The organism is Stenotrophomonas sp. NY11291, from assembly GCF_023277365.1.
Classification (GTDB): domain Bacteria; phylum Pseudomonadota; class Gammaproteobacteria; order Xanthomonadales; family Xanthomonadaceae; genus Stenotrophomonas; species Stenotrophomonas geniculata.
The window spans coordinates 4224994-4245546 of record NZ_CP096975.1; the positions used below are offsets into that span (position 1 = coordinate 4224994).

Below are 20553 nucleotides of genomic sequence, written 5' to 3' on the forward strand. Positions count from 1 at the left end.
CTCGGCTCTACAGAACTCCAGCGGCATCAACCCAGCGCTTCGGCCACCGCGCGGAAGACCTGCTGCATCTGCAGCGGCTTGCGCAGCACATGCACCTCCACACCGGCCGGGAATGCATCGGCCGAGACCGGCACCGCAGGGTCTTCCAGCACCAGCGCCGGGCCGCGATAGCCCAGTGCTGCCATCTCGCCCAGCAGCTGGCTGGCCGGCAGCAGCTTGGAGCCGGCGTCGGCGATCACCAGTGCCGGCAACGCCTCCTGCTGCATCCAGCGCAGCGCAGCCGGGCCGTCGGACGCCAGCTGCAGCTGGTAGCCCTGGCTGGACAGCGCATTGCCCAGCAGCGACAGGCGCGTGGCTTCGCCATCGACCACCAGGATCGACTGGCCACTGCCCAAGGCCACCAGCTGTTCGATCGGCTCACTGCCATCAATGGCGTCGTGCATCGGCAGACGCAGTTCAAAGCAGGTGCCCTGCCCCGGCTGGCTGCTGACGTGGATGCTGCCGCCGGCGCCTTCAACAATGCGCTTGCAGGAGATCAGGCCCAGGCCGGTGCCATCGGCCTTGGTGGTGAAGAACGGATTGAACAGATGCGACAGCGTGTCCGCATCCATGCCGATGCCTTCGTCGGCGACCCGGATATGCATCCAGTCCACGCCATCGCGCTGGCCGGCATGGCTGGCGGTCAGGCTCAGGCGACCGCCGTTGGGCATCGCCTGGATCGCGTTGAGCGCCAGGTTCAGCATCACCTGCTGCAGTTCGGTGTAGTTGGCATCGACCACCAGGCCTTCGTCCTGCACCTGCAGTTCCAGGCGCACGGCGTCGGGCACGTTGCTGCGCAACAGCAGCGCCACCGCATCGAACAGGCCATCGATCTCGATGCGTTCGCTCGGCTTGCGCGAACCGCGCACGAACGACAGCATCGATTCGGCCATCTCATGGCCACGGCGGCCGCACTCGGCGATGACATCGGCCAGATGGTGCAGCTGCGGATCGTCGGTTCGCGCCTTCAGCAGGTCCGGCATGATCAGCAGCGGCTGCAGGATGTTGCGCAGGTCGTGGCTGAGGCCGGCGGCGAGCAGCGACAGGCTTTCCAGGCGCTGTGCGCGCATCAGTTCGGTTTCCACCCGAGCACGCTCGATCGCGCTGCGTGCATCGCGGATCGCACGCGCCACTGCCGACGGCAGGCGCGCCGGCAGGTGCTTGATGATGTAGTCATTGGCGCCCTTCTGCAGCGCCGCCACCGCGTTCTCCTCACCCATGGTGCCGGAGACGAAGATGAAGGGCACTTCCGGTGAGGTTTCGCGCACGATGCGCAGCGCGTCGTCACCGGAGAATCCCGGCATGCTCAGGTCGGACAGCACGATGTCCGGCTGGAACGCGACCAGTGCCTGGCGCAGTTCAGCCTCGCTCTCGACACGCTCGAAACGGGCCTCCAGGCCCGCATCAAGCATCTGTTCGGACATCAGCTCGGCATCTTCCGGTGAGTCCTCCACCAGCAGGATGCGCAGCGCCCCGAGGGCGGGACCGGTCAGGGGCATGGGCTCACTCGAGTTCCGGTGCCTGGTTGATCAACGCCCAGAACTTGCCCAGGGTCTGCACCGCGCCGAAGAACTGGTCCACGTCCACCGGCTTGACCACGTAGGCGTTCACGCCCATGTCCCAGCTGCGGGCCAGGTCGCTTTCCTCGCGCGAGGACGACAGGATCACCACCGGCAGGCGCTTGAGCTCTTCGTGCTCGCGGATCTGCCGCAGCACTTCCAGGCCATCCATGCGCGGCATCTTGATGTCCAGCAGCAGCACCGCCGGCAGGCCTTCCTCACGGTTGGCGAAAGCACCACGGCGCAACAGGTAGTCCATCACTTCCACGCCATCCTCGACGTGCACGATGGGGTTGGCCAGACGCGCCTCTTCCAGGGCGTCGATCGCCATTTCAGCATCAGCCGGGCTGTCTTCGGCGAGAAGAATGGTGCGCAGAGTGGTCATGCAGAAGGCCCTTGTTTGTCCGCATCGGTCGCGGGAGGCAGGTAGAAGTGGAAAGTGGCGCCGACGTCCGGTTCAGCCTCGGCCCAGATACGGCCACCATGACGGGTGAGCACGCGGCGCACGCTGGCCAGGCCGATGCCGGTACCCGGGTAGTCGCTGGCCTTGTGCAGGCGCTGGAAGACACCAAACAGCTTGCCGGCGTAGGCCATGTCAAAGCCTGCACCATTGTCGCTGACCGTGAACTGATGACCGCCGTCAGGCTGCGGCTGGTAGTCCACGCGGATCTTCGCCGGTTCGCGGTTGCCCGAATACTTCACCGCGTTGCCGAGCAGGTTCAGCCAGACCTGGCGGATCATGTTCTCATCGCCCACCACGATCGGCAGCGGTGCGATGCTCCACTCCACGTGGTGCGCGTGGCCGCTGTTCTCGGCCTCGGCCTGCAGGTTGGAATCGAGCATGGCGCGGGTATCGGCCACCAGCGACTGCATGTCCACCGCCTGCTGGCGCATTGCCGCGCGGCCCAGCCGCGAATACACCAGCAGGTCGTCGATCAGTGCCGCCATGCGCCGCGCCGAACTGGAGATCACCTCCAGGTAATGGCGGCTCTTGTCATCGGCGGCGTCGCCCAGATGGCGCGACAGCTTGTCGGAGAATCCGGCCACGTGGCGCAGCGGCGCGCGCAGATCGTGCGAGACCGAATAGCTGAAGGCTTCCAGCTCCCTGTTGACCTCGGACACCTGCGCAACCTTGCCTTCCAGCTGGCGGTTCAGTTCCTCCACCCGCAACTGCACGGCACGCTGCACGGTGACGTCGCTGACCGTGAGCAACACCACTTCGTCGTCGGTGTCCGGCAGCGGCATGCGCCGTGCGTTGAGCAGCATGTAGCGCACCATGCCATCGGCAGCGCGCTGTTCATGCTCGAAGTCCCACAGTTCGCGGCCGCGCAACAGCACATCGGACAGTCGCTGGCGCATCACGGGATCCTTCCACGCGCCGTCGCCGACAGTGTCCAGCAACAGGCCATCGGCGCGTTCATCCTGCAGCCCGTACAACTCGGCGAAGGCAGGGTTGTGCAGCTGCACGCGCAGGTCGCGGTCGAGCAGGACGATCGGTTCACGCACGGTCTGCAGCACCGAGGCTGCACGTGCGGCCGAGCGCAGCGACTGCCGTTCGGCATGCAGGCGTCGACCAATCTGCCGCTGCAGCAGCCACAGCACCAGGCCGAGCAGCGACAGCTGGATCACCAGCGAACTCCACGATACCAGCTCGGTCTGCTTGCGCTGGCGGGCAGCCTGCTCGGCACGCTGTGTCAGCAGTTTCTGCTCGCTGGCCTGCAGTTCCTCCACCAGGCCACGGATCGGATAACGCGTGCTCAGATCCTGCACCAGCTCGCGCTGATCACTGTTGGGCTCGGACTTTGCCAGTTCGCGGGCAAGCGCCATGCGCCCTTCCAGCATCGACTCGATGCGGCCGATGCGGATCAGCTGATCAGGATTGTCGCGGGTCATCCGCCCCAGTTCAGCCAGGCGCCCGGGAAGGTCATTGGCTTTGGCCATGCGCTCGCGCAGGCCAGGTGCGTCCACGCCCTTGGACAGGGTCAGCGCAGCCGATTCGACGTCGCGTACATCGGCCTGCAGCTGTTGCAGCGCCACACCGACGGCCTGGGTATGGTTGACCCAGGCCATCGCCTCTTCGCTGTCCTGCTGCAGTTTGCGCAGGGTCAACCACGGCACCACGATGATCGCGGCAGCGGCCAGCGCCAGGGCCGGCAACCGCCAGCGGTCCCAGATGTCGTCACTGAAAACCAGCGCCATAGTTCCTCGTCAGCACAGCCGCAAAGCGTCTGCCGTTACCGGCCCCACTGCGGCGGAACCGGCAATATAGCGCAGGCGGTCACAACTCTGGAATTTCCAGCGCGGTTGGCTGAATGGGTTCGGAATTCGATGCTGTAGAGCCGAGCCCACGCTCGGCTTCCTTGGAGTTCCAGCCGAGCATGTCTCGGCTCTACAGGTCAGTGGGCGCCCCGCATGGGGGCGCCCACCGGGGTCAGCGCTTGGCAGCAGCACTGACCTTCAATGCAGCGGCATCGACGCGGGTCACGCCCTTGATGCCCTTGGCGGTGGTGACCGCCTTGTCCTTCTCTGCCTGGGTGGCCACGGCACCGCTCAGGCTGACCACGCCGTTCACGGTTTCCACCTTGATTTCGGTACCCGGAACGTTGCTGCTGGCAAGCAGGTCGGCCTTCACCTTGGTGGTGATCCAGGTATCGGTCACCGGCTCATTGGAATCGTGGCGATCAGCATGGGTCGCCGGATGCGCACTGGTCGGCGGGCTCTTTGCGGCCGGGTCCTTGGCAAATGCGGCCGAGGAGGACAGCGCCAGGCCCAGCGTCAGGGCGGAGGCAATCAGCGTGCGGGTCGTATTGCTCATCGTGTCGTACTCCTTCGGAATGTGCTGCCAGTCTGGACAAACCGACGTAGAGCAGGCGTGGCGTTGCGGTCATGCCGCCGTGAATCGGGGCATCTGCAACGACAACCGTTCAGCTTTGGCCCGTGGCCCCGCGTCGTTTACCCTGCCCTTCCCACTGCCGGAGCTCTGCCATGCGCCCCGACCTGCATCTGGCCCTGATCGGCTACGGCCTTGCCGGCCGCGTCTTCCATGCACCCCTGATCCAGCACACGCCGGGCCTGGTGCTGCACACCATCGTGAGCTCACAGCGCGACACGCTGCTGCGCGCGTTCAGCGACGTGCACGTGCGTGCCACGCCGCAGGAGGTGTTCGACGATCCGGCCGTGGATGCCGTAGTGATCGCCACGCCGAATGAACAGCATGCGCCGCTGGCAATCGCGGCACTGGCTGCGGGCAAGCATGTGCTGGTCGACAAGCCGTTCGCGCTGGACGTGGCCCAAGCGGAAACGGTATTGGCTGCGGCACGCGATGCCGGACGCATCGCCACCGTGTTCCAGAACCGGCGCTTCGATGCCGACTTCCTCACGCTGCAGGCGCTGCTTGCGGACGGGACGCTCGGCGACATTGCCGAGTGCCATGCGCACTTCGATCGCTACCGTCCACAGGTACGCGACCGCTGGCGCGAACAGGATGGTCCCGGCAGTGGCCTGTGGTACGACCTGGGCCCGCATCTGCTGGACCAGATGCTGGTGCTGTTCGGCTGGCCCGAGGCGGTCGATGCCGATCTGGCCGTGCAGCGCGAAGGTGGCAGCGGCATCGATTACTTCCACGCGGTACTGCACTACCCGCGGCATCGCGCGATCATCCATTCCGGTTCGCTGGTGGCGGCGCAGACGCCGCACTTCAGCGTGCATGGCAGCAAGGCCAGCTGGATCAAGCACGGCCTGGACGTGCAGGAGGCGCAGCTGCGCCGCGGTGTGGCACCCGGTGCGCCGGGCTGGGGTATCGATCCGCGGCACGGTGAGCTGGTGCGCTGCGATGCCGAAGACAACGTGCAGCGCACGACGGTCGACAACCTGCCCGGTGACTACCGGTGGCTGTATGCAGAGTTCGCGGCGGCGATGCATGGCGACGGAGAAGCCACGGTCAGCCCGGTGCAGGCGTTGCAGTTGATGCGGCTGCTGCAGGCCGGCATGGACAGTGCGCGCGAAGGGCGGCGAATCGCGTTGGGGTGATCGGCAGGGCTGCGCCCTGCACCTGCCGAATCAACGGCAACAGCAACGTCAAAAGCGGGCATTCCGTGGATGACGTGGAAACGATCGGAGACAGCTTTCCTGATGGGGTCGGAGCCCTTTCCTGCGGAAAGGGCTCCGACCCCGGCTTCGTGCTTACGACTTCTTGATGGCGTGGCCGCCGAACTCATTGCGCATCGCCGACAGCAAGCGGTCGGTGAACGAATTGGATTCGCGCGAGCGCAGGCGTTCCAGCAGCGACAAGGTGATCACCGGTGCCGGCACGTCAAGCGCGATCGCTTCGGCCACGGTCCAGCGGCCTTCGCCGGAATCCTCCACGTACGGCGCGATGCCATCCAGCGACGGATTGCGCTTGAGGGCTTCGGTGCTCAGGTCCAGCAGCCACGAGCGCACCACGCTGCCGTGGCGCCACACCTCGGCCACCTGGGCCAGGTCCAGCTCCATCTCCTGCTTGCGCTCCATCAGCGCGAAGCCTTCGGCGTAGGCCTGCATCATTCCGTATTCGATGCCGTTGTGGACCATCTTGGTGAAGTGGCCAGCGCCGGACGGGCCGACACGTGCCCAGCCGCGATCTTCGGCCGGTGCCAGCGTGCGCAGCAGCGGTGCGATCTGCTCCACCACCGAGGCTTCGCCACCGACCATCAGGCTGTAGCCTTCCTGCAGGCCCCACACGCCACCGCTGGTGCCGCAGTCGACGTAGCCCAGGTCATCCTCGGCCAGCGTCTTGGCGCGGCGGATCGAGTCCTGGTAGTTGGAGTTGCCGCCGTCGATCACGATGTCACCTTCGGCCAGGTGCGGGGTCAGCTGGCCCAGCGTCTGGTCGACGGTTTCGCCGGCCGGCACCATCAGCCACACCACGCGCGGTACCGGCAGCGCCGCCACGGCAGCTGCCAGCGAATCGACCACTTCCAGGCCGGCCTCGGCGGCGCGCTGGCGGGCGCCTTCGCCCGGGTCGTAGCCAACCACGCGGTGGCCGCCGCGATGCAGGCGCTGGGCCATGTTGGCGCCCATGCGGCCGAGGCCGATCATTGCAATGTCCATTGTTTCACCTTCAGTTGGGGTCTAGGGTCAGGCTGCCTGGCCTGCCGGTAGCCGCGCAGTGGCGCAGCTGCGCCTCGCGCCAACGCCGGTAGAGCGTGGTATGCAGATTGTGCACCGCCAGGTCGATCGAAAACGGCGTTCGTGGGTTGCGATCAAGCAGGCGGGCGACGTGGTAGCCGATGGGACGTATACCGCGTGGGTGCACATAGATCACGAACTGCTGGTAGAACGGATCGTCCAGCAGCTGGTCCATGCGTGCCAGCGTGGCGTGGTAGCGCGGTTCCAGCCGTGCACGAAGGTCCGGATCGCGCTCGAACAGCAGGCGCTCGAAGTAGCGCTGGCCGATACGCGGGATGTCCTGCGCGAGTTTCCATAGTTCGACATTGCGCTGGTCGTACCAGGCCAGGCCGCCGTGCGCAGCCAGGGCCTGCGCGGCCTCCTCGCCCACCGACACCACCACGAAATTTTCGGCCTGGTTGCTCAGGTCGTCCAGCGTGCCCTTGTCGTACACATGTTCGATGAAACCGGGCACGCCGACGAACGCCTGCCGCCCCATCGCCGAGGTACGCACCGCCTTGCCATCAGCGAAGAAGTCGCCGGCATGCGCGCCGAGCAGGATGCTGTCGGTCCCATGCAGAGCGAGGAAGGTGCCGATCGACAGCTCATCCGCAGCGAACTCCGTATCGAACGCGGCATCACCATACAGCTCTCGTTGCGTAGCCAGCTGCGCAACCTGGCGGCCGACCCCGCACTCGGCACGCACGGCACCGCTGTAGAACGCCTGCAGCGCCTGACTGTTGCCTGCACTGGGCACGAAGCCGCGGCCGAAACTGCGCGTGCGCTGCCAGCCTTGCGCGCGCGGCCCCTGCAGGCCGAAGCCGATCCAGCCCAGCTGCGGGCCGGAGAAGCGAAAGGTGGGGTTGGCCTGCAATGCCGAGGCTGCACGTTGCGTGGCTGCGCCCAACTGGAAGGCATAGGCACAGACCGTCGCAGGGTCATCCAGCAGCTCCTGCAGCACTGCCTGGCGGGCCGCAGCGGGCATTCCGGCCGGCCACTGCACGCGCAGATCGCCCGCCGCCTGTGCTTCAGCCAGCGACGCGCGCGCGCATACCGGACCGCCGTACACCTGGGGTGCACTGACCATGGCCTCGTCGAAGCGCCATCCAAGCCGCTGCAGCAGGCCTTGCCTGCAATCCGGCGCCATGGCCGCGCTGCCCAGCGCAGGCGCCAGCAGCAGAACCACGCCGATCAAACTGGCGCGCACCCTCAACTCTGGTCCGTGCTGGCCGGTGCAGGTTCCGGTGGTGCGGCCGGAGGTGGTGCGGGTGTGCCTGCAGTCGCCGGCAGGTACTGCTGCAGGCGCTGGAAGAAGCGCTGATAGAACCCGGCATCCGTGACCGTGCTGCTGGCCACTTTCACCAGCGAGTCGTCATTGCTGCCGAACGGCAGCGACACCGAGCCCAGCGCACCGACGCCGACACTGGCTGACGTTGGGCTCTTCTTCAGCGCATAGCGGTCCTGCACCGCGCTGACGAATACCAGCGTCTGGCTGCCACGCGGCGCGCAGGAAATGCGCAGCACCAGCTGCTCGTGGTCGTCTTCGCGCGGCTGGAAGTTCTTGTTGCCCTCCACCTGCGCTTCGTCGGAACGGGCGATGGCGTAGCCCTGGCTGAGCAGGGTGCGCCGCGCCGCTTCGCAGGCGTCGCCCGGGCGACCGTCGACCGTACGCGAGAACGTGTCGCCGGAATCGAAGGATTCGCGCAGCAACGTGCTGTCGGCGGCGCGGCCACCACAGGCCGACAGGATCAGGGCGCTGCCAAGCGCCACAACAGCACTGGAAAGACGGGAGGCCCGCATGGGTACTCCTGCGAGGACGTTACCGCCAAGGGTAGTCCTGCGGCCGTGTGCGGCGGGTCGAAACCGGCATGACCGGGCCACCCCGTTGTTGCCTGTTCATGCACAAAAAAGGGACGGAGGGGATTAAGTCGTTTGTGGCATGTGGCACAAGCGACTTAATCCCCTCCGTCCCCATTTCAAGCAGAAGGGCCGGCAATGCCGGCCCCTCGGGTATCTCACATGCCGCCTCCGGCTCAGTCCGCCCAGCGACCGGCGCCAGTGGACTGCGGCAGCACCTGCGCCGACAGCGGGCGGTCGTTGGCCAGCAGGTTCACCGCATCGGCCAGGATCGAGGCCGACTCGCGCAGCAGCGGGTCAGGACGCTTCTCGGCAGCCTTCTCGCGTGCGGCATCCTTGACGATGTCGCGCTCGTTGCCCGTCAGGCCGTCGTCGTTGCTGTCATCGGCCAGCGGGTCCAGGGCCAGGCCCAGTTCCTTGCGCATCGCCTGGCGCTCCTTGCGCTGGGTGTCCTGGCGCTCACGCTCGGCGCGGCGGGTGGCCTCGTTGAGCGAGATGTACTTCTTCGCGGCCTCGGTGCGGAACTGCTGCACGTCCTCGTTCCACCACTGGAATTCCTTGTCGGCGGCAATGCGCGCGTCATGGCGGGTTTCCAGCTTCGGCAGCAGCGGCGCGAAGTTGCCGTACTGGGTGTGCGGCACGGCGGCGATGCGGGTCCACGGCAGCGCGTTGTCGTAGGTGCTCTCGCCGAACTCGGTGGCATCGACGCTGGCCGGGAAGGCCAGGTCCGGCACCACACCCTTGTGCTGGGTGCTGCTGCCGCTGATGCGGAAGAACTGGGCGATGGTCAGCTTGACCTGACCGAAGCGCTGGGTCTCACCGCTCGGCCAACGGTCGAGGTCGACGATGTTCTGCACGGTGCCCTTGCCGAAGCTGGTCTCACCGATCACAAGGCCACGGCCGTAATCCTGGATGGCACCGGCGAAGATCTCCGAGGCCGAGGCCGAACCGCGGTTGATCAGCACCGCCAGCGGGCCATCCCATGCCACGCCCTGGTTGCGGTCGCTGTTGACGGTGACGCGGCCACCGGACTCGCGCACCTGCACCACCGGGCCCTGCTCGATGAACAGGCCGGTCAGTTCAATGGCTTCATCCAGCGAGCCACCGCCGTTGTTGCGCAGATCCAGCACCACGCCATCCAGCTTGTCGTTCTTGAAGCCGGCCAGCAGCTTGGCGACGTCGCGGGTCGCCGAAGCGTAGTCGGCCGCATTGCGGCGACGGCCTTCGAAGTCCTGGTAGAAGGTCGGCAGCTTGATCACGCCGACCTTGCGTGCCGGCTCGCCGTTGGCGGCCGGAATGGTCATGGTCTCGCCCTTGGCAGCCTGTTCGGCCAGGCGCACCTTCTGGCGGGTCAGCACCAGGGTGTGGTGCTTGCCGTCGGCACCCTCAGCAGCCGGGATGAACTCCAGCTTGACCTGGGTATCCTTGGCGCCGCGGATCTTGGCCACGACATCGTCGATGCGCCAGCCGATCACGTCCTCGACCAGGCCGGATTTGCCCTGGCCGACGCCGACGATACGGTCACCCGGCTTCAGCGTGCCGTCCACCGCAGCCGGGCCACCGGCGATGATCTCGCGGATCACCACCACGTCGTCCTGGCGCTGCAGCTGCGCACCGATGCCTTCCAGCGACAGCGACATCGCCTGGTTGAAGTTCTCGGCGGTGCGCGGAGTGAAGTAATCCGTGTGCGGGTCAACGGCGCTGGTGTACGAATTCATGAAGAACTGGAAGACGTCTTCGCCCTTCAGTTCATTGACCGACTTCTCCAGCGTCGCGTAGCGCTTGTCCAGCGTCTTGCGGATGTCGTCCGGCTTCTTGCCGGCCAGCTTCAGGCGCAGCCAGTCGTTCTTCACCGACTTGCGCCACAGCTCATCCAGTTCGGCGCTGCTGGCCGCCCACGGCACCTTCTTGCGGTCGTATTCGAAGCGCTCGTCGGTGGTGAAGTCCGGCTCCTGCTTGAGCAGCTTGCGCGCATAGGCCACACGTTCGCCGACGCGCTGCTTGTAGACCGCGAACACCTGGAACGCCGGCTCCAGCTCGCCGCCACGGATGGCCGAGGAGATGTTGGCTTCGAACGGCGCGAAGCGCGCCACGTCGGCCTGGGTGAAGTACTGCTTGCCGCCGTCCAGCGTCTCCAGGTAGCGCTTGAACACGTCCTTGGAGGTGGCCTCGTCCAGCGCACGCGGGCGGTAGGCGTAACGGCTGTCGGACAGCAGGCCGTACACCAGCTTGGAGGTGGTCACCTGATCAGCGGTTGCCGCGGCGGGCAATGCCGGCGAGTCGGCCTTGGCCGCCAGCGCCAGCGGCGCGACCAGCGCCAGGGCCATCAGGAATGCGGGGGCTTTGAATTTCATTGACGTGCTCGAAGGCGCCTTGCCAAGGGGGAGACTGCGTGGTGTTCAGACACCACGACAGTGCCGAAAGTTGCCGGGTTTGTCACCCGGCCGCGCTCGGTGGAAAACCAGCCTAGCGGGGCCGGTGTAGCAAATTGTGAATGCATGTAGAGCCGAGCCCATGCTCGGCTGGCCGGCAGCAAGCAGCCGAGCATGGGCTCGGCTCTACGGCAGGCAGAGGTGTGCGGACCAACGGTCCGCACCCACAGGAAAAGTAGCTCCCACCCACCGGCAGGGTGTCAGGAAACGCCAGCGCCCTTGGCCTGCACGTCGGCGTGGTACGACGAGCGCACCATCGGGCCGGAGGCCACGTGGCTGAAGCCCAGCTCGTAGCCGTAGACTTCCAGCGCCTTGTAGTCCTCGGGCGTCCAGTACTTCAGCACGGGGTGATGGTGCGCGGTCGGCTGCAGGTACTGGCCGATGGTGATCATGTCCACGTCGTGCGCGCGCAGGTCACGCATGGTGGCCTTGATCTGTTCGAAGTCTTCGCCCAGGCCCAGCATGATGCCGCTCTTGGTCGGCACGTCCGGGTGCTGCGCCTTGAAGTTCTTCAGCAGGTTCAGCGACCACTGGTAGTCCGCACCCGGGCGCACGTTGCGGTACAGGTCCGGCACGGTTTCAATGTTGTGGTTGAACACATCCGGCGGGTTCTGCGCCAGGATCTCCAGCGCGCGTTCCATGCGGCCCTTGCCGCGGAAGTCCGGGGTCAGCACTTCGATGCGGGTACCCGGCGACTTCTCGCGGATGGCGCTGATGCAGTCGACGAAGTGCTGGGCACCGCCGTCGCGCAGGTCATCGCGGTCGACGCTGGTCACCACCACGTACTTCAGGCCCATGTCGGCCACGGTCTGGCCGAGGCTGGCCGGCTCGTTGGCATCCGGCGGCTTCGGGCGGCCGTGGGCCACGTCGCAGAACGAGCATCGGCGCGTGCAGACTTCACCAAGGATCATGAAGGTGGCGGTGCCGTGGCCGAAGCACTCGTGGATGTTCGGGCAGCTGGCTTCCTCGCACACCGTCACCAGGCGGTTCTCGCGCAGCTTGGCCTTCAGGTTCTGCACGGCGTTGCCGGAAGGAATGCGCACGCGGATCCAGGACGGCTTGCGCAGCACCGGCGCGTCGGCGAACTGCACCGGCGAGCGGTTGATCTTGTCACCGCCCAGCTGCTTGACCCCGGCCTGCAACGGCGCGGCGGACGGAGAGTCGCCCTGCACGATCTGCAGGGGAATGGAACGGGCGGTGGTTTCAGTCATGGCAGTTCCGGGGGGCGGTCAGGCGGCCGCAGAAAGATCAGGCAGTTCGGGCGTGGGCTGCAGCAGCAGGCCAAACTGGCGGGCCAGGTGGTCCAGCAGCACCGGCTTGACGGCCTCCATCCCGGAGGGCCCGCCCAAGTCTACTACCGAGGTCACCTGCAACCCCTGATAGCCACAGGGGTTGATACGGTGGAAAGGTTCCAGGTCCATGGCCACGTTGAAGGCCAGGCCATGGAAGGTACAGCCGCGGCGCACGCGGATGCCGAGCGCGGCGATCTTGGCGCCACCGACGTAGACGCCCGGGGCGCCCTCGCGGCGTTCGGCACCGATGTTCCACTCGGCCAGGGTATCGATGATGGCCTGCTCGATGCGGCATACGTAGTCGCGCACACCGATGCCCAGCCGTGGCAGGCGCAGCAGCGGATAGACCACCAGCTGGCCGGGGCCGTGATAGGTCACCTGGCCACCGCGGTCCACATGCAGCACCGGAATCTCGCCCGGCGCCAGCACGTGCTCGTCCTTGCCGGCCTGGCCCAGGGTGAATACCGGGTCGTGCTCGACCACCCACAGCTCATCGGCGTCGGCCTCGCTGCGCTGATCGGTGAAGCGCTGCATGGCGCGCCACACCGGCTCGTACGCCTGGCGGCCGAGGTCGCGGACCAGCGCCGGACGCGGCGCGCGGTCTTCCGGGGCGGCTTCGGCCGGGCAGCTGTCGGCTACAGCGTCCACTTCACTTCCGGGTGGTCGCGCAGCGCCTGGTGCGCCAGGTCGTACTGTTCGCGGCTCTCGGCCTTGAACACGATGCGGACGGACACGTACTTGCCGTTGGAGGAATGCTTCCAGCTGATGCGTTCATTGACGACATCGATGCCGGCAGCCAGCAGCAGGCGGGGGAGCTCATGTTCCAGGCCGCGGTTGGCCGGGCCCATGGCACTGAGCTCGAACTGGCCGGGGAACTGGAAGCCGTGGTCGGGGTTGTCGGACTTGATTTCCATGCCCCCATTATCGGGCCGCAGGGCAACAAACCCAAGAGTATTCATCAACGTCAAACAGTGCACCGGTGAGTCGCTGCGTTGCAGCTGAACGGCCGTTCAGCATTAGCCTTGGCCCCATCGCGCACCGCAGGACAGTGCAGCATTGTCTTCACGAGACAATGTCGTTTTCGGAACAGACAAGTGATCCGAACGCGCTCGTTCCATCACGTTCGCGCGAGTACCGTGTCGCAGCATATAACGACAGACAGAAACAACTTCTCCCATGAGCCCCCCTTCCCAACGCCGCCTTGCAGCCCTCGGGCTGTCCGGCCTGCTGGCTGCTGCCCTCCCCCTTGCCGCCCAGGCGGCCGAACAATGTGGTCCGGACGCAATGCGCGACCACCCGCCGCAGGTCAATTTCCGCGTCGACAATGACCTGTTCGGCGGCCGCCACCAGGACCAGGGCTACACCAACGGTGCACTGTTGACCCTGGTCTCGCCCAATCTGGTCGATTACACCGACGACCCCTGCCTGCCGCGCATGGCGCGCTGGGTGAACCAGTACCTGGAAGGGCTGCACCCGGGCAAGTTCGAACAGCAGAACATGATCTTCAGCATCGGCCAGGGCATCTTCACGCCGACCGATTTCAGCCGCAGGGACCTGATCGAGGACGACCGCCCTTACGCTGGCGTACTGATCGCAAACTTCGGTTTCAATGCGCGCAGCGGCGACCGCCTGCAGACCACCCAGCTGACGCTGGGCGTGGTCGGCCCGTGGGCACAGGGCAAGCAGGTGCAGAACGCCGTGCACGACGTGCTGGGCGACGAGAAATTCAAGGGCTGGGACAACCAGCTGCACAACGAGCCGCTGTTCATGCTGACCCATGAGCGCATGCGCCGCTGGCCGGGCGATGCCAGCGTCAATGCCGACGGCTGGGGTTGGGACGCCATCAGCCACTACGGTGGATCGATCGGCAACCTGGAAACCAAGGCCAACCTCGGCGGTGAAGTGCGCTTCGGCTGGAAGCTGCCGGACGACTTCGGCAGCACGCCGTTGCGCCCGGCCGGCGAGAACACTGCGCCGACCCGCGGCGGTCGTCCCAATGGCTGGTCCTGGCACCTGTTCGCGACCTCGGACGCTGCCTGGGTGATCCGCGACATCACGCTGGACGGCAACACGTTCCGCAACAGTCACAGCGTGGACAAGCGCCATGTGGTGGCTTACGGCGGCTACGGCGTGGCCGTGATGTACGGACGCTGGAAGTTCGCCGCGGCGCGTTACCACAGCACGCGCGAGTTCAACGGCCAGCGCGAAGCACCGGTGTTCGGCAGCTTCACCATCAGCCGGTCGCTGTAGGTAGGTGCCGACCGTTGGTCGGCACACCGGTTGATGGCAACGACAGTCGAGCATGGCTCGACTCTACAGGACGAAAAGGCCGGCATTCGCCGGCCTTTTCCTTCACCACGCCGGGGCGTGGATCATTCCGATTCCCACCACATCCAGAAGCTGTCCCACAGGCGCTTGAAGAAGCCGGCCTGTTCAACGGCAGCCACCGCCACCAGCGGCGCTTCAGCCACCAGCTTGCCATCCAGCATCACCTTCACAGTGCCGATCTGCTGGCCGGCGGTGAACGGTGCTTCCAGGGTCTTGGGCACATCGATGCTCGGCTTCAGGTCGTTGTAGCGGCCGCGCGGCACGCTCACCAGCATCGGCTGCGCCACGCCCAGCTGCACCTTGTCGGTCGTACCCTTCCAGACCTTGTGCTCGGCTACGGCCTTGCCCGGTTCGTACAGGCGGTGGGTCTCGAAGAAGCGGAAGCCCCAGTTCAACAGCGCCAGGCTGTCATCGGCACGCTGCTTTTCCGACTGGCCGCCCAGCACCACGGCCACCAGACGCTGGTCACCACGCTGGGCCGAGCTCATCAGGCAGTAACCGGCTTCCGAGGTGTGACCGGTCTTGATGCCGTCCACACTGCCATCGCGCCACAGCAGCAGGTTGCGGTTCGGCTGCTTGATGTTGCCGACCTGGAATTCCTTGATCTTGTTGTACGCGTAGGTTTCCGGGTAATCGCGCACCATCGCGCGGCCCAGCAGTGCCAGATCGTAGGCGCTGCTGTGGTGACCCGGAGCGGTCAGGCCATGGGCGTTCACGAAGTGCGAATTCTTCATGCCGATCTTGGCGGCATAGCTGTTCATCAGCGAAGCAAAGGCCTCCTCGCTGCCAGCCACGTGTTCGGCCAGGGCGATCGCGGCGTCGTTGCCGGACTGGATCGCCATGCCTTTTTCCATGTCTTCCAGGCGCGCGGTCTGGTTGACCGGGAAGCCGCTGTAGCTGCCATCGGTACCGGCGCCACCTTCGCGCCAGGCGCGCTCGCTCATCATCACCTGGTCATCCGCACGGACCTTGCCGTTCTTGACCTCGGCGGCGATCACGTAGGACGTCATCACCTTGGTGATGCTGGCCGGAGCCAGCTGTTCGTTGATGTTTTCACCGGCCAGCACCTGGCCGGTGGCGTAATCCATCAGCACCCAGGCCTTGGACACGCTGGGCGCGGGCGCCGGCGGAGTGGCAACAGTGGCCGGGGCGGCAGCGGCGGCAGGCGTCGGCGTGGCCGGGGTCGGCAGCGGCGTCTGGGCGGAAGCCAGGCCCACCACCAGGGTGGCGGCCAGGGCGGTGGCGGCGGAACGGAAATTCATTGGACAGCAGGCTCCAGGGGACGGCCGGGAATGGAGGGTGGAACGTAACGGCCATTGTAAGGCCGGGGGAGCATGGGCCGGCAGCACCGGCCCGGGCGGATCAATCCTTGACGATCTGCGGCGAACCCAGGCCCAGACCGGCGATGCGGCCGGCAAGTTCCGCAGCACTGGCATGGTCGCTGGCGGGAACGCGCAGGCGGAACAGGGTGCGGCCACCGGCAGCGATGTCACTGATGGTCGCGCCGACGATGCCGGCGGCGTTGAGCTGGCCCATCGCGCGGTTGGCGTTGTCACGGCTGGAGAAGCTGGCGACCTGCACCATCACCGCGCCCACCACCTGCTGCGACAGGCTGGGTGCGGCCGGCGTGGTCGATGCGCTGCGCACCGGTGCCGGCGCCACCGCGCGCGGAGTGGCGCTGGCCACGACAGCTGGAGCGGGCACCGTGCTGCGCACCGGCGGCGCGCTCGGCGGCAGGCTGCTGACCGCCACATCCGGCACGGTGCTGGCCACGCCCTGGGTGGTGGCCGGCTGGCCACGCGCAGGCATGCTGTCTCCCGGCAGGCGCTTGACCAGGCGATCGATGTCGCTGTCGACGTTGGCGCGTGCGGCTGGCGCCGGGCGCGCGCTGGCCACGGCGGTGGTTGCGGCCGCTTCGGCAGCACGACGTTCGCGGCGCGAGGGCTTCTGCGCCAGCAGGTTGCCCTCGCCCGGCTGCAGCGCGCGCACCTCGACATTGCCGGTACCGCGCTGGGTGATGCCCAGGCGCACGGCGGCGGCGTAGCTGAGATCGACCACGCGGCCATCATGGAACGGGCCGCGATCGTTGACGCGCACGATCACCGACTCGCCGTTGTCGAGGTTGGTCACGCGGGCGAAGCTGGGCAGCGGCAGCGTCTTGTGCGCGGCGGTGAACTGGTACATGTCGTAGACCTCACGGTTCGAGGTCAGGCGGCCGTGGAACTTGGCGCCGTAGTACGACGCGGTGCCGCGCTCGACATAGTTGCGGGTGTCATCAAGCACTTTGTACGACTTGCCCAGCACCACATAAGGCGTCTTGTTGCCGATCGCCGAGCGTTCTTCGGCGGTCACTTCCGGTTCGGGAATGCAGGCCACGTTCGGAATGTAATCCGGGGTGCTGTCACGCACGCCCGGCTTGTACAGACCACCGGCGGTGTAGTTGCCGCGGGTACTCAGGTCTTCCTTGGCCGCCGCGTAGGGCGAGCCTTCCGGGCAGTGTGCCGGGCGCGAGCCGCGCCCCTGCACCAGCGTGCCGCTCGACTTGCCACCGTGGCCGGCGGTCGCCGGCTTCTTCGGCGCGCTGCTGCAGGCGGCCAGCGCGAGGACGATCAATCCAGGGACCAGCCATCTGATGTTCATGCCGGGGGCAGCTCCTGTCCGGCAATGGCCTGCGACAACTGGAACACGGCCATCGCGTACATCTTCGAGAGGTTGTAACGGGTGATCGCGTAGTAGTTCTGGAAGCCCAGCCAGTACTGCTTGCCGGTGCTGCCTTCAAGCGTGATCGGGGTGGCGGTGGCGCCGGGCTGCACCGGTGCGCTGGGCTGGTAGCCGCGCTGGGCCAGATCGGACAGCGACCAGGTGGGCATCCACTCGGTCGGGTTGAACTCTTCGCGGCCAGTGGCCAGCGTGGCCGGCACGGCGACCTGGCCGCCGCGCACCCAACCGCCCTTCTTCACGAAGTAGTTGGCGATGGAGGAAAACACGTCGTCGTAGCTGGTGAACAGGTCACGGCGACCATCGCCGTTGCCGTCCACCGCGTAATCCAGGTAGCTGGAGGGCATGAACTGGCCCATGCCCATCGCACCGGCGTAGCTGCCCTTGAGCGTGGTGATGTCCAGCTTTTCCTCGCGGCCGAGCTCAAACAGCTTGGCCAGTTCATCGCGGAAGAACAGCTCGCGGCGCACTTCGCGTTCCAGCTTGGCCGGGTCGCCGCTGCGCGGGTAATAGAAGGCCAGCGTGTACAGCGCATCGAGCACGCGATGGCTGCCGGCATTCTTTCCGTAGCTGGTTTCCACACCGATGATCGCCACGATCACCTCGGCCGGCACACCAGTGCGCTGCTGCACGCGATCCAGTTCGGCGCGATGCTGGGCCAGGAACGCGCGGCCGCCATCAATGCGGGCCTTGCTGATGAACATCGGCCGGTATTCGTTCCACGGCTTGACCCGTTCGGCCGGGCGCGACATCGCGGCGATGATCGGCTGGCGCACCTGCGCCTGGTCGAGCACGCTGCTGATCTGCTCCGGCTTCAGGCCATAGCGCTTGGCGGTATCGGCAATGAAGCGGGCCCGTGCGACCTCGAACGGCACCGGAGTGAGATCGACCGGCGGCGCGGTGGCAGCGGCGGCTTCGGGCGCGGCCTCGGCCGGGCCATGGGTTTTGGCGGCGGGTTGGCGCGGCGTGCTGCTGGCCTGGGGCGAAGACGGTGGGGACTTCGGCTGGGTCGCGCAGGCGACCAGGCCGAGGGTGAGCATGCAGGCCAGAGTGCGTCGAATCATCGTCGCAGGTTAGCAGGTCATGGATGAATTAAAACCCCTAACACCATGAATCACAACGATTTGCCCGCGTTCAGCGGGAAATGTGAAGGCGTCGTGATCGCGCTTCCCCATTCAGTTAGAGGTGGCCGGTTGCGTCCCCATCCCCGCAGACGCAACCGGCAACCGGATCCGGTCGATACCCGCGCGGCTGCCGCTCCCCAGTGGCAGTACCCCGCGCTCCTTGTATCCGTTGGATCAGTACTGCTCCCGCCCGACGCCCCCTCGCGCTGCAACGATTGACGGCGCGCCGTGCCGAACGGGCCGCCATTGTGCAGGCCGATTACGACAAGTCCATTGATCAAGATCAACGCGCTGTAAAAGTGTGAACCAGATAACGTTTTTTCCGGACTTTGGTCAGCGGGTGTGCTGCCGTGCATCGTTGTGAGAACGCTTCCACAACGGGCGTTGCGCAGAGTCAGGAAGTTTCCAGCCAACGGCGCAGCCCCCTCGTGGGTGGTGTCTGGGTGGTCGCGGAAAGGAGAAGCCGCGGGTGGGCCGGTCGGGTTGGGTACGCGGGGGACGCCGTGAATCCGTCCCTGGAGGCTTGGCAGCCGCATCCATGCGGCTGACACCCCCGCGTACCCAACCCGACCGGCCTCTGACAGATTTCGGAGGTCTGCCACCCACGGAGAAGAAAAAGAAGATCAAAAGCGGATCGCGACGCTGCGCTTGCTCGTGAGCCGAGCATGGATCGGCTCTACACAAGGCAATGAAGCCACCCGCCAGGTCGCCTTTGCTTTTGATCTTCTTTTTCTTCTCCGTGGGAGACGCGCACGGAACCTGTCCGTGGCCGGGTAGATGGGCTGCGCAGGGGCGTGAGCCGCATGGATGCGGCGACCGAGCTTACATGGATGTACTTGCAGCGTCCCCTGCGCGGCCCATCTACCCGGCCCCACCCATGAACTGCTTTGCGCGGTCATCCACGAGGGGCTGCGCCGTTGGCTGGAAACCCTATCCCCCGTGCACGGGCCGGTGCCCACGCACCGCCATCACCAGTCCGATGCCGGCCAGCAACGAGACCGCCGATGTCCCGCCATAGCTGATCAACGGCATCGGGATGCCCACCACCGGCAGCAGGCCGGAAATCATTCCACCATTGACCAGTACATAGACGAAGAACGCCAACCCCAGGCTGCCGGCCAGCAACCTTGCATGCGTGTCGCGTGCGTGCACTGCGATCCACAGGCAGCGTCCGACCACGAACAGGTACAGCGCGAACAGCGTCGCCACACCGATCCAGCCGAATTCCTCGGCCAGCACCGAGAACGCGAAGTCGGTGGTGTACTCGGGCAGGAAATCCAGCGTGGCCTGCGTGCCCTGCCCCCAGCCACGCCCCTGCCAGCCACCGGAACCGATCGCGATGCGTGACTGCAGGATGTTCCAGCCGGTGCCGAGCGGATCTGCCGCCGGGTCGAGGAAGGTCAGTACGCGATCCTTCTGGTACTGCCGCAACAGCCCGAACCACGCCAGCGGTGCGGCCACCGCCAGCCCCGCCGCGCCCGTTGCCACCCAGCCCCAGTGCAGGCCGGCCAGCAGCAACGCGAACACCCCGCTAGCAGTGACCAAGGTGGCGGTGCCGAGGTTCGGCTGCATCAGGATCAGCACGGCAGGAACGCCGATCAACACTGCGGCCGTCAGCACCGTGCGTGGCGAGGGCGGCAACGGCTGCCTGTGCAGGTACCAGGCCATCATCAACGGCAGGCTGAGCTTGAGCAGCTCCGACGGCTGCAGGTAGAAGACGCCCAGGTTGAGCCAGCGCTGCCCGTACTTGCCGGTGCCGATCACATACACCGCCATCAGCGGCAGCATCGACAGCGCATACAACGCCGGTGTCCACGCGCGCAGGCGCAGCAGCGAAACACGCGACAGCAACCACATCGCCACCAGGCCACCGGCAAAGCGCGCCGCCTGCCCGGTCACTGGCCCGGACACGCTGTGCAGCACCGCCAGGCCCGCGCCCATCAGGATCAACAACGCGACCAGCAACGGCAGGTCGATCGTGCGCACCGCCTCACGGCAGCCGCCAAGCAGTCGTTTCCATTCCACGCGCAGCACGGTAACAACGGGTGCTTGCGTGAAG

Annotated in this window: 17 protein-coding genes; 2 read left to right on the forward strand and 15 right to left on the reverse strand. The window is 66.4% G+C overall.

Annotated elements, in window-relative coordinates; translation table 11 throughout:
- Window positions 1-26: 26 nt before the first annotated feature.
- From M1L61_RS19655 to M1L61_RS19670, 4 genes are all read right to left on the reverse strand, one after another.
- Window positions 27-1538, reverse strand: coding sequence for a hybrid sensor histidine kinase/response regulator (locus M1L61_RS19655; protein ID WP_010480961.1), 1512 nt, complete (start codon window positions 1536-1538; stop codon window positions 27-29).
- 4 nt (window positions 1539-1542) lie between these two features.
- On the reverse strand, window positions 1543-1983 hold the full coding sequence (locus M1L61_RS19660) for a response regulator (RefSeq protein ID WP_005411057.1): 441 nt from the start codon (window positions 1981-1983) through the stop codon (window positions 1543-1545).
- Window positions 1980-3797 (reverse strand): ATP-binding protein, encoded by a 1818-nt coding sequence (locus M1L61_RS19665; protein ID WP_109814550.1) that lies wholly within the window; start codon window positions 3795-3797, stop codon window positions 1980-1982. Before M1L61_RS19665 ends, M1L61_RS19660 begins: the two co-directional genes overlap by 4 nt.
- 232 nt (window positions 3798-4029) lie before the next feature.
- On the reverse strand, window positions 4030-4413 hold the full coding sequence (locus M1L61_RS19670; RefSeq protein WP_049429380.1) for a BON domain-containing protein: 384 nt from the start codon (window positions 4411-4413) through the stop codon (window positions 4030-4032).
- 170 nt (window positions 4414-4583) lie between these two features.
- Between M1L61_RS19670 and M1L61_RS19675 the strand changes: the two genes are divergently transcribed.
- Window positions 4584-5627, forward strand: coding sequence for an oxidoreductase (locus tag M1L61_RS19675; RefSeq protein WP_248853979.1), 1044 nt, complete (start codon window positions 4584-4586; stop codon window positions 5625-5627).
- A gap of 153 nt (window positions 5628-5780) precedes the next feature.
- Here M1L61_RS19675 and gnd read toward each other — a convergent pair whose 3' ends face one another.
- The 7 genes from gnd to M1L61_RS19710 all read right to left on the reverse strand — a co-directional run bounded on the left by gnd (window position 5781) and on the right by M1L61_RS19710 (window position 13238).
- Window positions 5781-6686: a phosphogluconate dehydrogenase (NAD(+)-dependent, decarboxylating) gene (gene gnd / locus M1L61_RS19680; RefSeq protein WP_019338841.1), complete on the reverse strand. Its 906-nt coding sequence runs from the start codon at window positions 6684-6686 to the stop codon at window positions 5781-5783.
- 10 nt (window positions 6687-6696) lie between these two features.
- The gene (locus M1L61_RS19685) at window positions 6697-7935 is read right to left on the reverse strand and encodes a hypothetical protein (RefSeq protein ID WP_049434285.1); all 1239 of its coding nucleotides are present in this window, start codon (window positions 7933-7935) and stop codon (window positions 6697-6699) included.
- A gap of 17 nt (window positions 7936-7952) precedes the next feature.
- The gene (locus M1L61_RS19690; RefSeq protein ID WP_049434270.1) at window positions 7953-8543 is read right to left on the reverse strand and encodes a DUF2242 domain-containing protein; all 591 of its coding nucleotides are present in this window, start codon (window positions 8541-8543) and stop codon (window positions 7953-7955) included.
- 233 nt (window positions 8544-8776) lie between these two features.
- On the reverse strand, window positions 8777-10954 hold the full coding sequence (locus tag M1L61_RS19695; RefSeq protein WP_032130309.1) for a carboxy terminal-processing peptidase: 2178 nt from the start codon (window positions 10952-10954) through the stop codon (window positions 8777-8779).
- A gap of 278 nt (window positions 10955-11232) precedes the next feature.
- Window positions 11233-12243: a lipoyl synthase gene (gene lipA, locus M1L61_RS19700; protein ID WP_248853980.1), complete on the reverse strand. Its 1011-nt coding sequence runs from the start codon at window positions 12241-12243 to the stop codon at window positions 11233-11235.
- Window positions 12244-12261: 18 nt separating this feature from the next.
- On the reverse strand, window positions 12262-12972 hold the full coding sequence (gene lipB / locus M1L61_RS19705) for a lipoyl(octanoyl) transferase LipB (RefSeq protein WP_032130311.1): 711 nt from the start codon (window positions 12970-12972) through the stop codon (window positions 12262-12264).
- Window positions 12960-13238 carry a YbeD family protein gene (locus M1L61_RS19710; RefSeq protein ID WP_005411067.1) on the reverse strand — a complete coding sequence of 93 codons (279 nt, stop codon included), beginning with the start codon at window positions 13236-13238 and terminating at the stop codon, window positions 12960-12962. The genes lipB and M1L61_RS19710 overlap by 13 nt, the downstream gene beginning before the upstream one ends.
- Window positions 13239-13500: 262 nt before the next feature.
- Here M1L61_RS19710 and M1L61_RS19715 point away from each other — a divergent pair, with 262 nt between their 5' ends.
- Window positions 13501-14574: a lipid A deacylase LpxR family protein gene (locus M1L61_RS19715; protein WP_029379720.1), complete on the forward strand. Its 1074-nt coding sequence runs from the start codon at window positions 13501-13503 to the stop codon at window positions 14572-14574.
- 122 nt (window positions 14575-14696) lie between these two features.
- Here M1L61_RS19715 and M1L61_RS19720 read toward each other — a convergent pair whose 3' ends face one another.
- From M1L61_RS19720 to rodA, 4 genes are all read right to left on the reverse strand, one after another.
- Window positions 14697-15914, reverse strand: a complete 1218-nt coding sequence (locus M1L61_RS19720; protein WP_054172521.1) for a D-alanyl-D-alanine carboxypeptidase family protein — start codon at window positions 15912-15914, stop codon at window positions 14697-14699.
- A 100-nt stretch (window positions 15915-16014) separates the two neighbouring features.
- Window positions 16015-17292: a septal ring lytic transglycosylase RlpA family protein gene (locus M1L61_RS19725; protein WP_248853981.1), complete on the reverse strand. Its 1278-nt coding sequence runs from the start codon at window positions 17290-17292 to the stop codon at window positions 16015-16017.
- On the reverse strand, window positions 17289-18434 hold the full coding sequence (gene mltB, locus M1L61_RS19730; RefSeq protein ID WP_217014244.1) for a lytic murein transglycosylase B: 1146 nt from the start codon (window positions 18432-18434) through the stop codon (window positions 17289-17291). The genes M1L61_RS19725 and mltB overlap by 4 nt, the downstream gene beginning before the upstream one ends.
- A gap of 990 nt (window positions 18435-19424) precedes the next feature.
- Window positions 19425-20519, reverse strand: a complete 1095-nt coding sequence (gene rodA, locus M1L61_RS19735) for a rod shape-determining protein RodA (RefSeq protein WP_171954641.1) — start codon at window positions 20517-20519, stop codon at window positions 19425-19427.
- Window positions 20520-20553: the final 34 nt, after the last annotated feature.

Coding starts and splice junctions, on each gene's coding strand:
- M1L61_RS19660 (WP_005411057.1), bottom strand. CDS start 1,983: ATGACCACTCTGCGCACCATTCTTCTCGCCGAAGACAGCCCGGCTGAT.
- lipA (WP_248853980.1), bottom strand. CDS start 12,243: ATGACTGAAACCACCGCCCGTTCCATTCCCCTGCAGATCGTGCAGGGC.
- M1L61_RS19690 (WP_049434270.1), bottom strand. CDS start 8,543: ATGCGGGCCTCCCGTCTTTCCAGTGCTGTTGTGGCGCTTGGCAGCGCC.
- M1L61_RS19655 (WP_010480961.1), bottom strand. CDS start 1,538: ATGCCCCTGACCGGTCCCGCCCTCGGGGCGCTGCGCATCCTGCTGGTG.
- gnd (WP_019338841.1), bottom strand. CDS start 6,686: ATGGACATTGCAATGATCGGCCTCGGCCGCATGGGCGCCAACATGGCC.
- M1L61_RS19670 (WP_049429380.1), bottom strand. CDS start 4,413: ATGAGCAATACGACCCGCACGCTGATTGCCTCCGCCCTGACGCTGGGC.
- M1L61_RS19695 (WP_032130309.1), bottom strand. CDS start 10,954: ATGAAATTCAAAGCCCCCGCATTCCTGATGGCCCTGGCGCTGGTCGCG.
- M1L61_RS19720 (WP_054172521.1), bottom strand. CDS start 15,914: ATGAATTTCCGTTCCGCCGCCACCGCCCTGGCCGCCACCCTGGTGGTG.
- M1L61_RS19665 (WP_109814550.1), bottom strand. CDS start 3,797: ATGGCGCTGGTTTTCAGTGACGACATCTGGGACCGCTGGCGGTTGCCG.
- M1L61_RS19725 (WP_248853981.1), bottom strand. CDS start 17,292: ATGAACATCAGATGGCTGGTCCCTGGATTGATCGTCCTCGCGCTGGCC.
- M1L61_RS19715 (WP_029379720.1), top strand. CDS start 13,501: ATGAGCCCCCCTTCCCAACGCCGCCTTGCAGCCCTCGGGCTGTCCGGC.
- mltB (WP_217014244.1), bottom strand. CDS start 18,434: ATGATTCGACGCACTCTGGCCTGCATGCTCACCCTCGGCCTGGTCGCC.
- M1L61_RS19675 (WP_248853979.1), top strand. CDS start 4,584: ATGCGCCCCGACCTGCATCTGGCCCTGATCGGCTACGGCCTTGCCGGC.
- M1L61_RS19710 (WP_005411067.1), bottom strand. CDS start 13,238: ATGGAAATCAAGTCCGACAACCCCGACCACGGCTTCCAGTTCCCCGGC.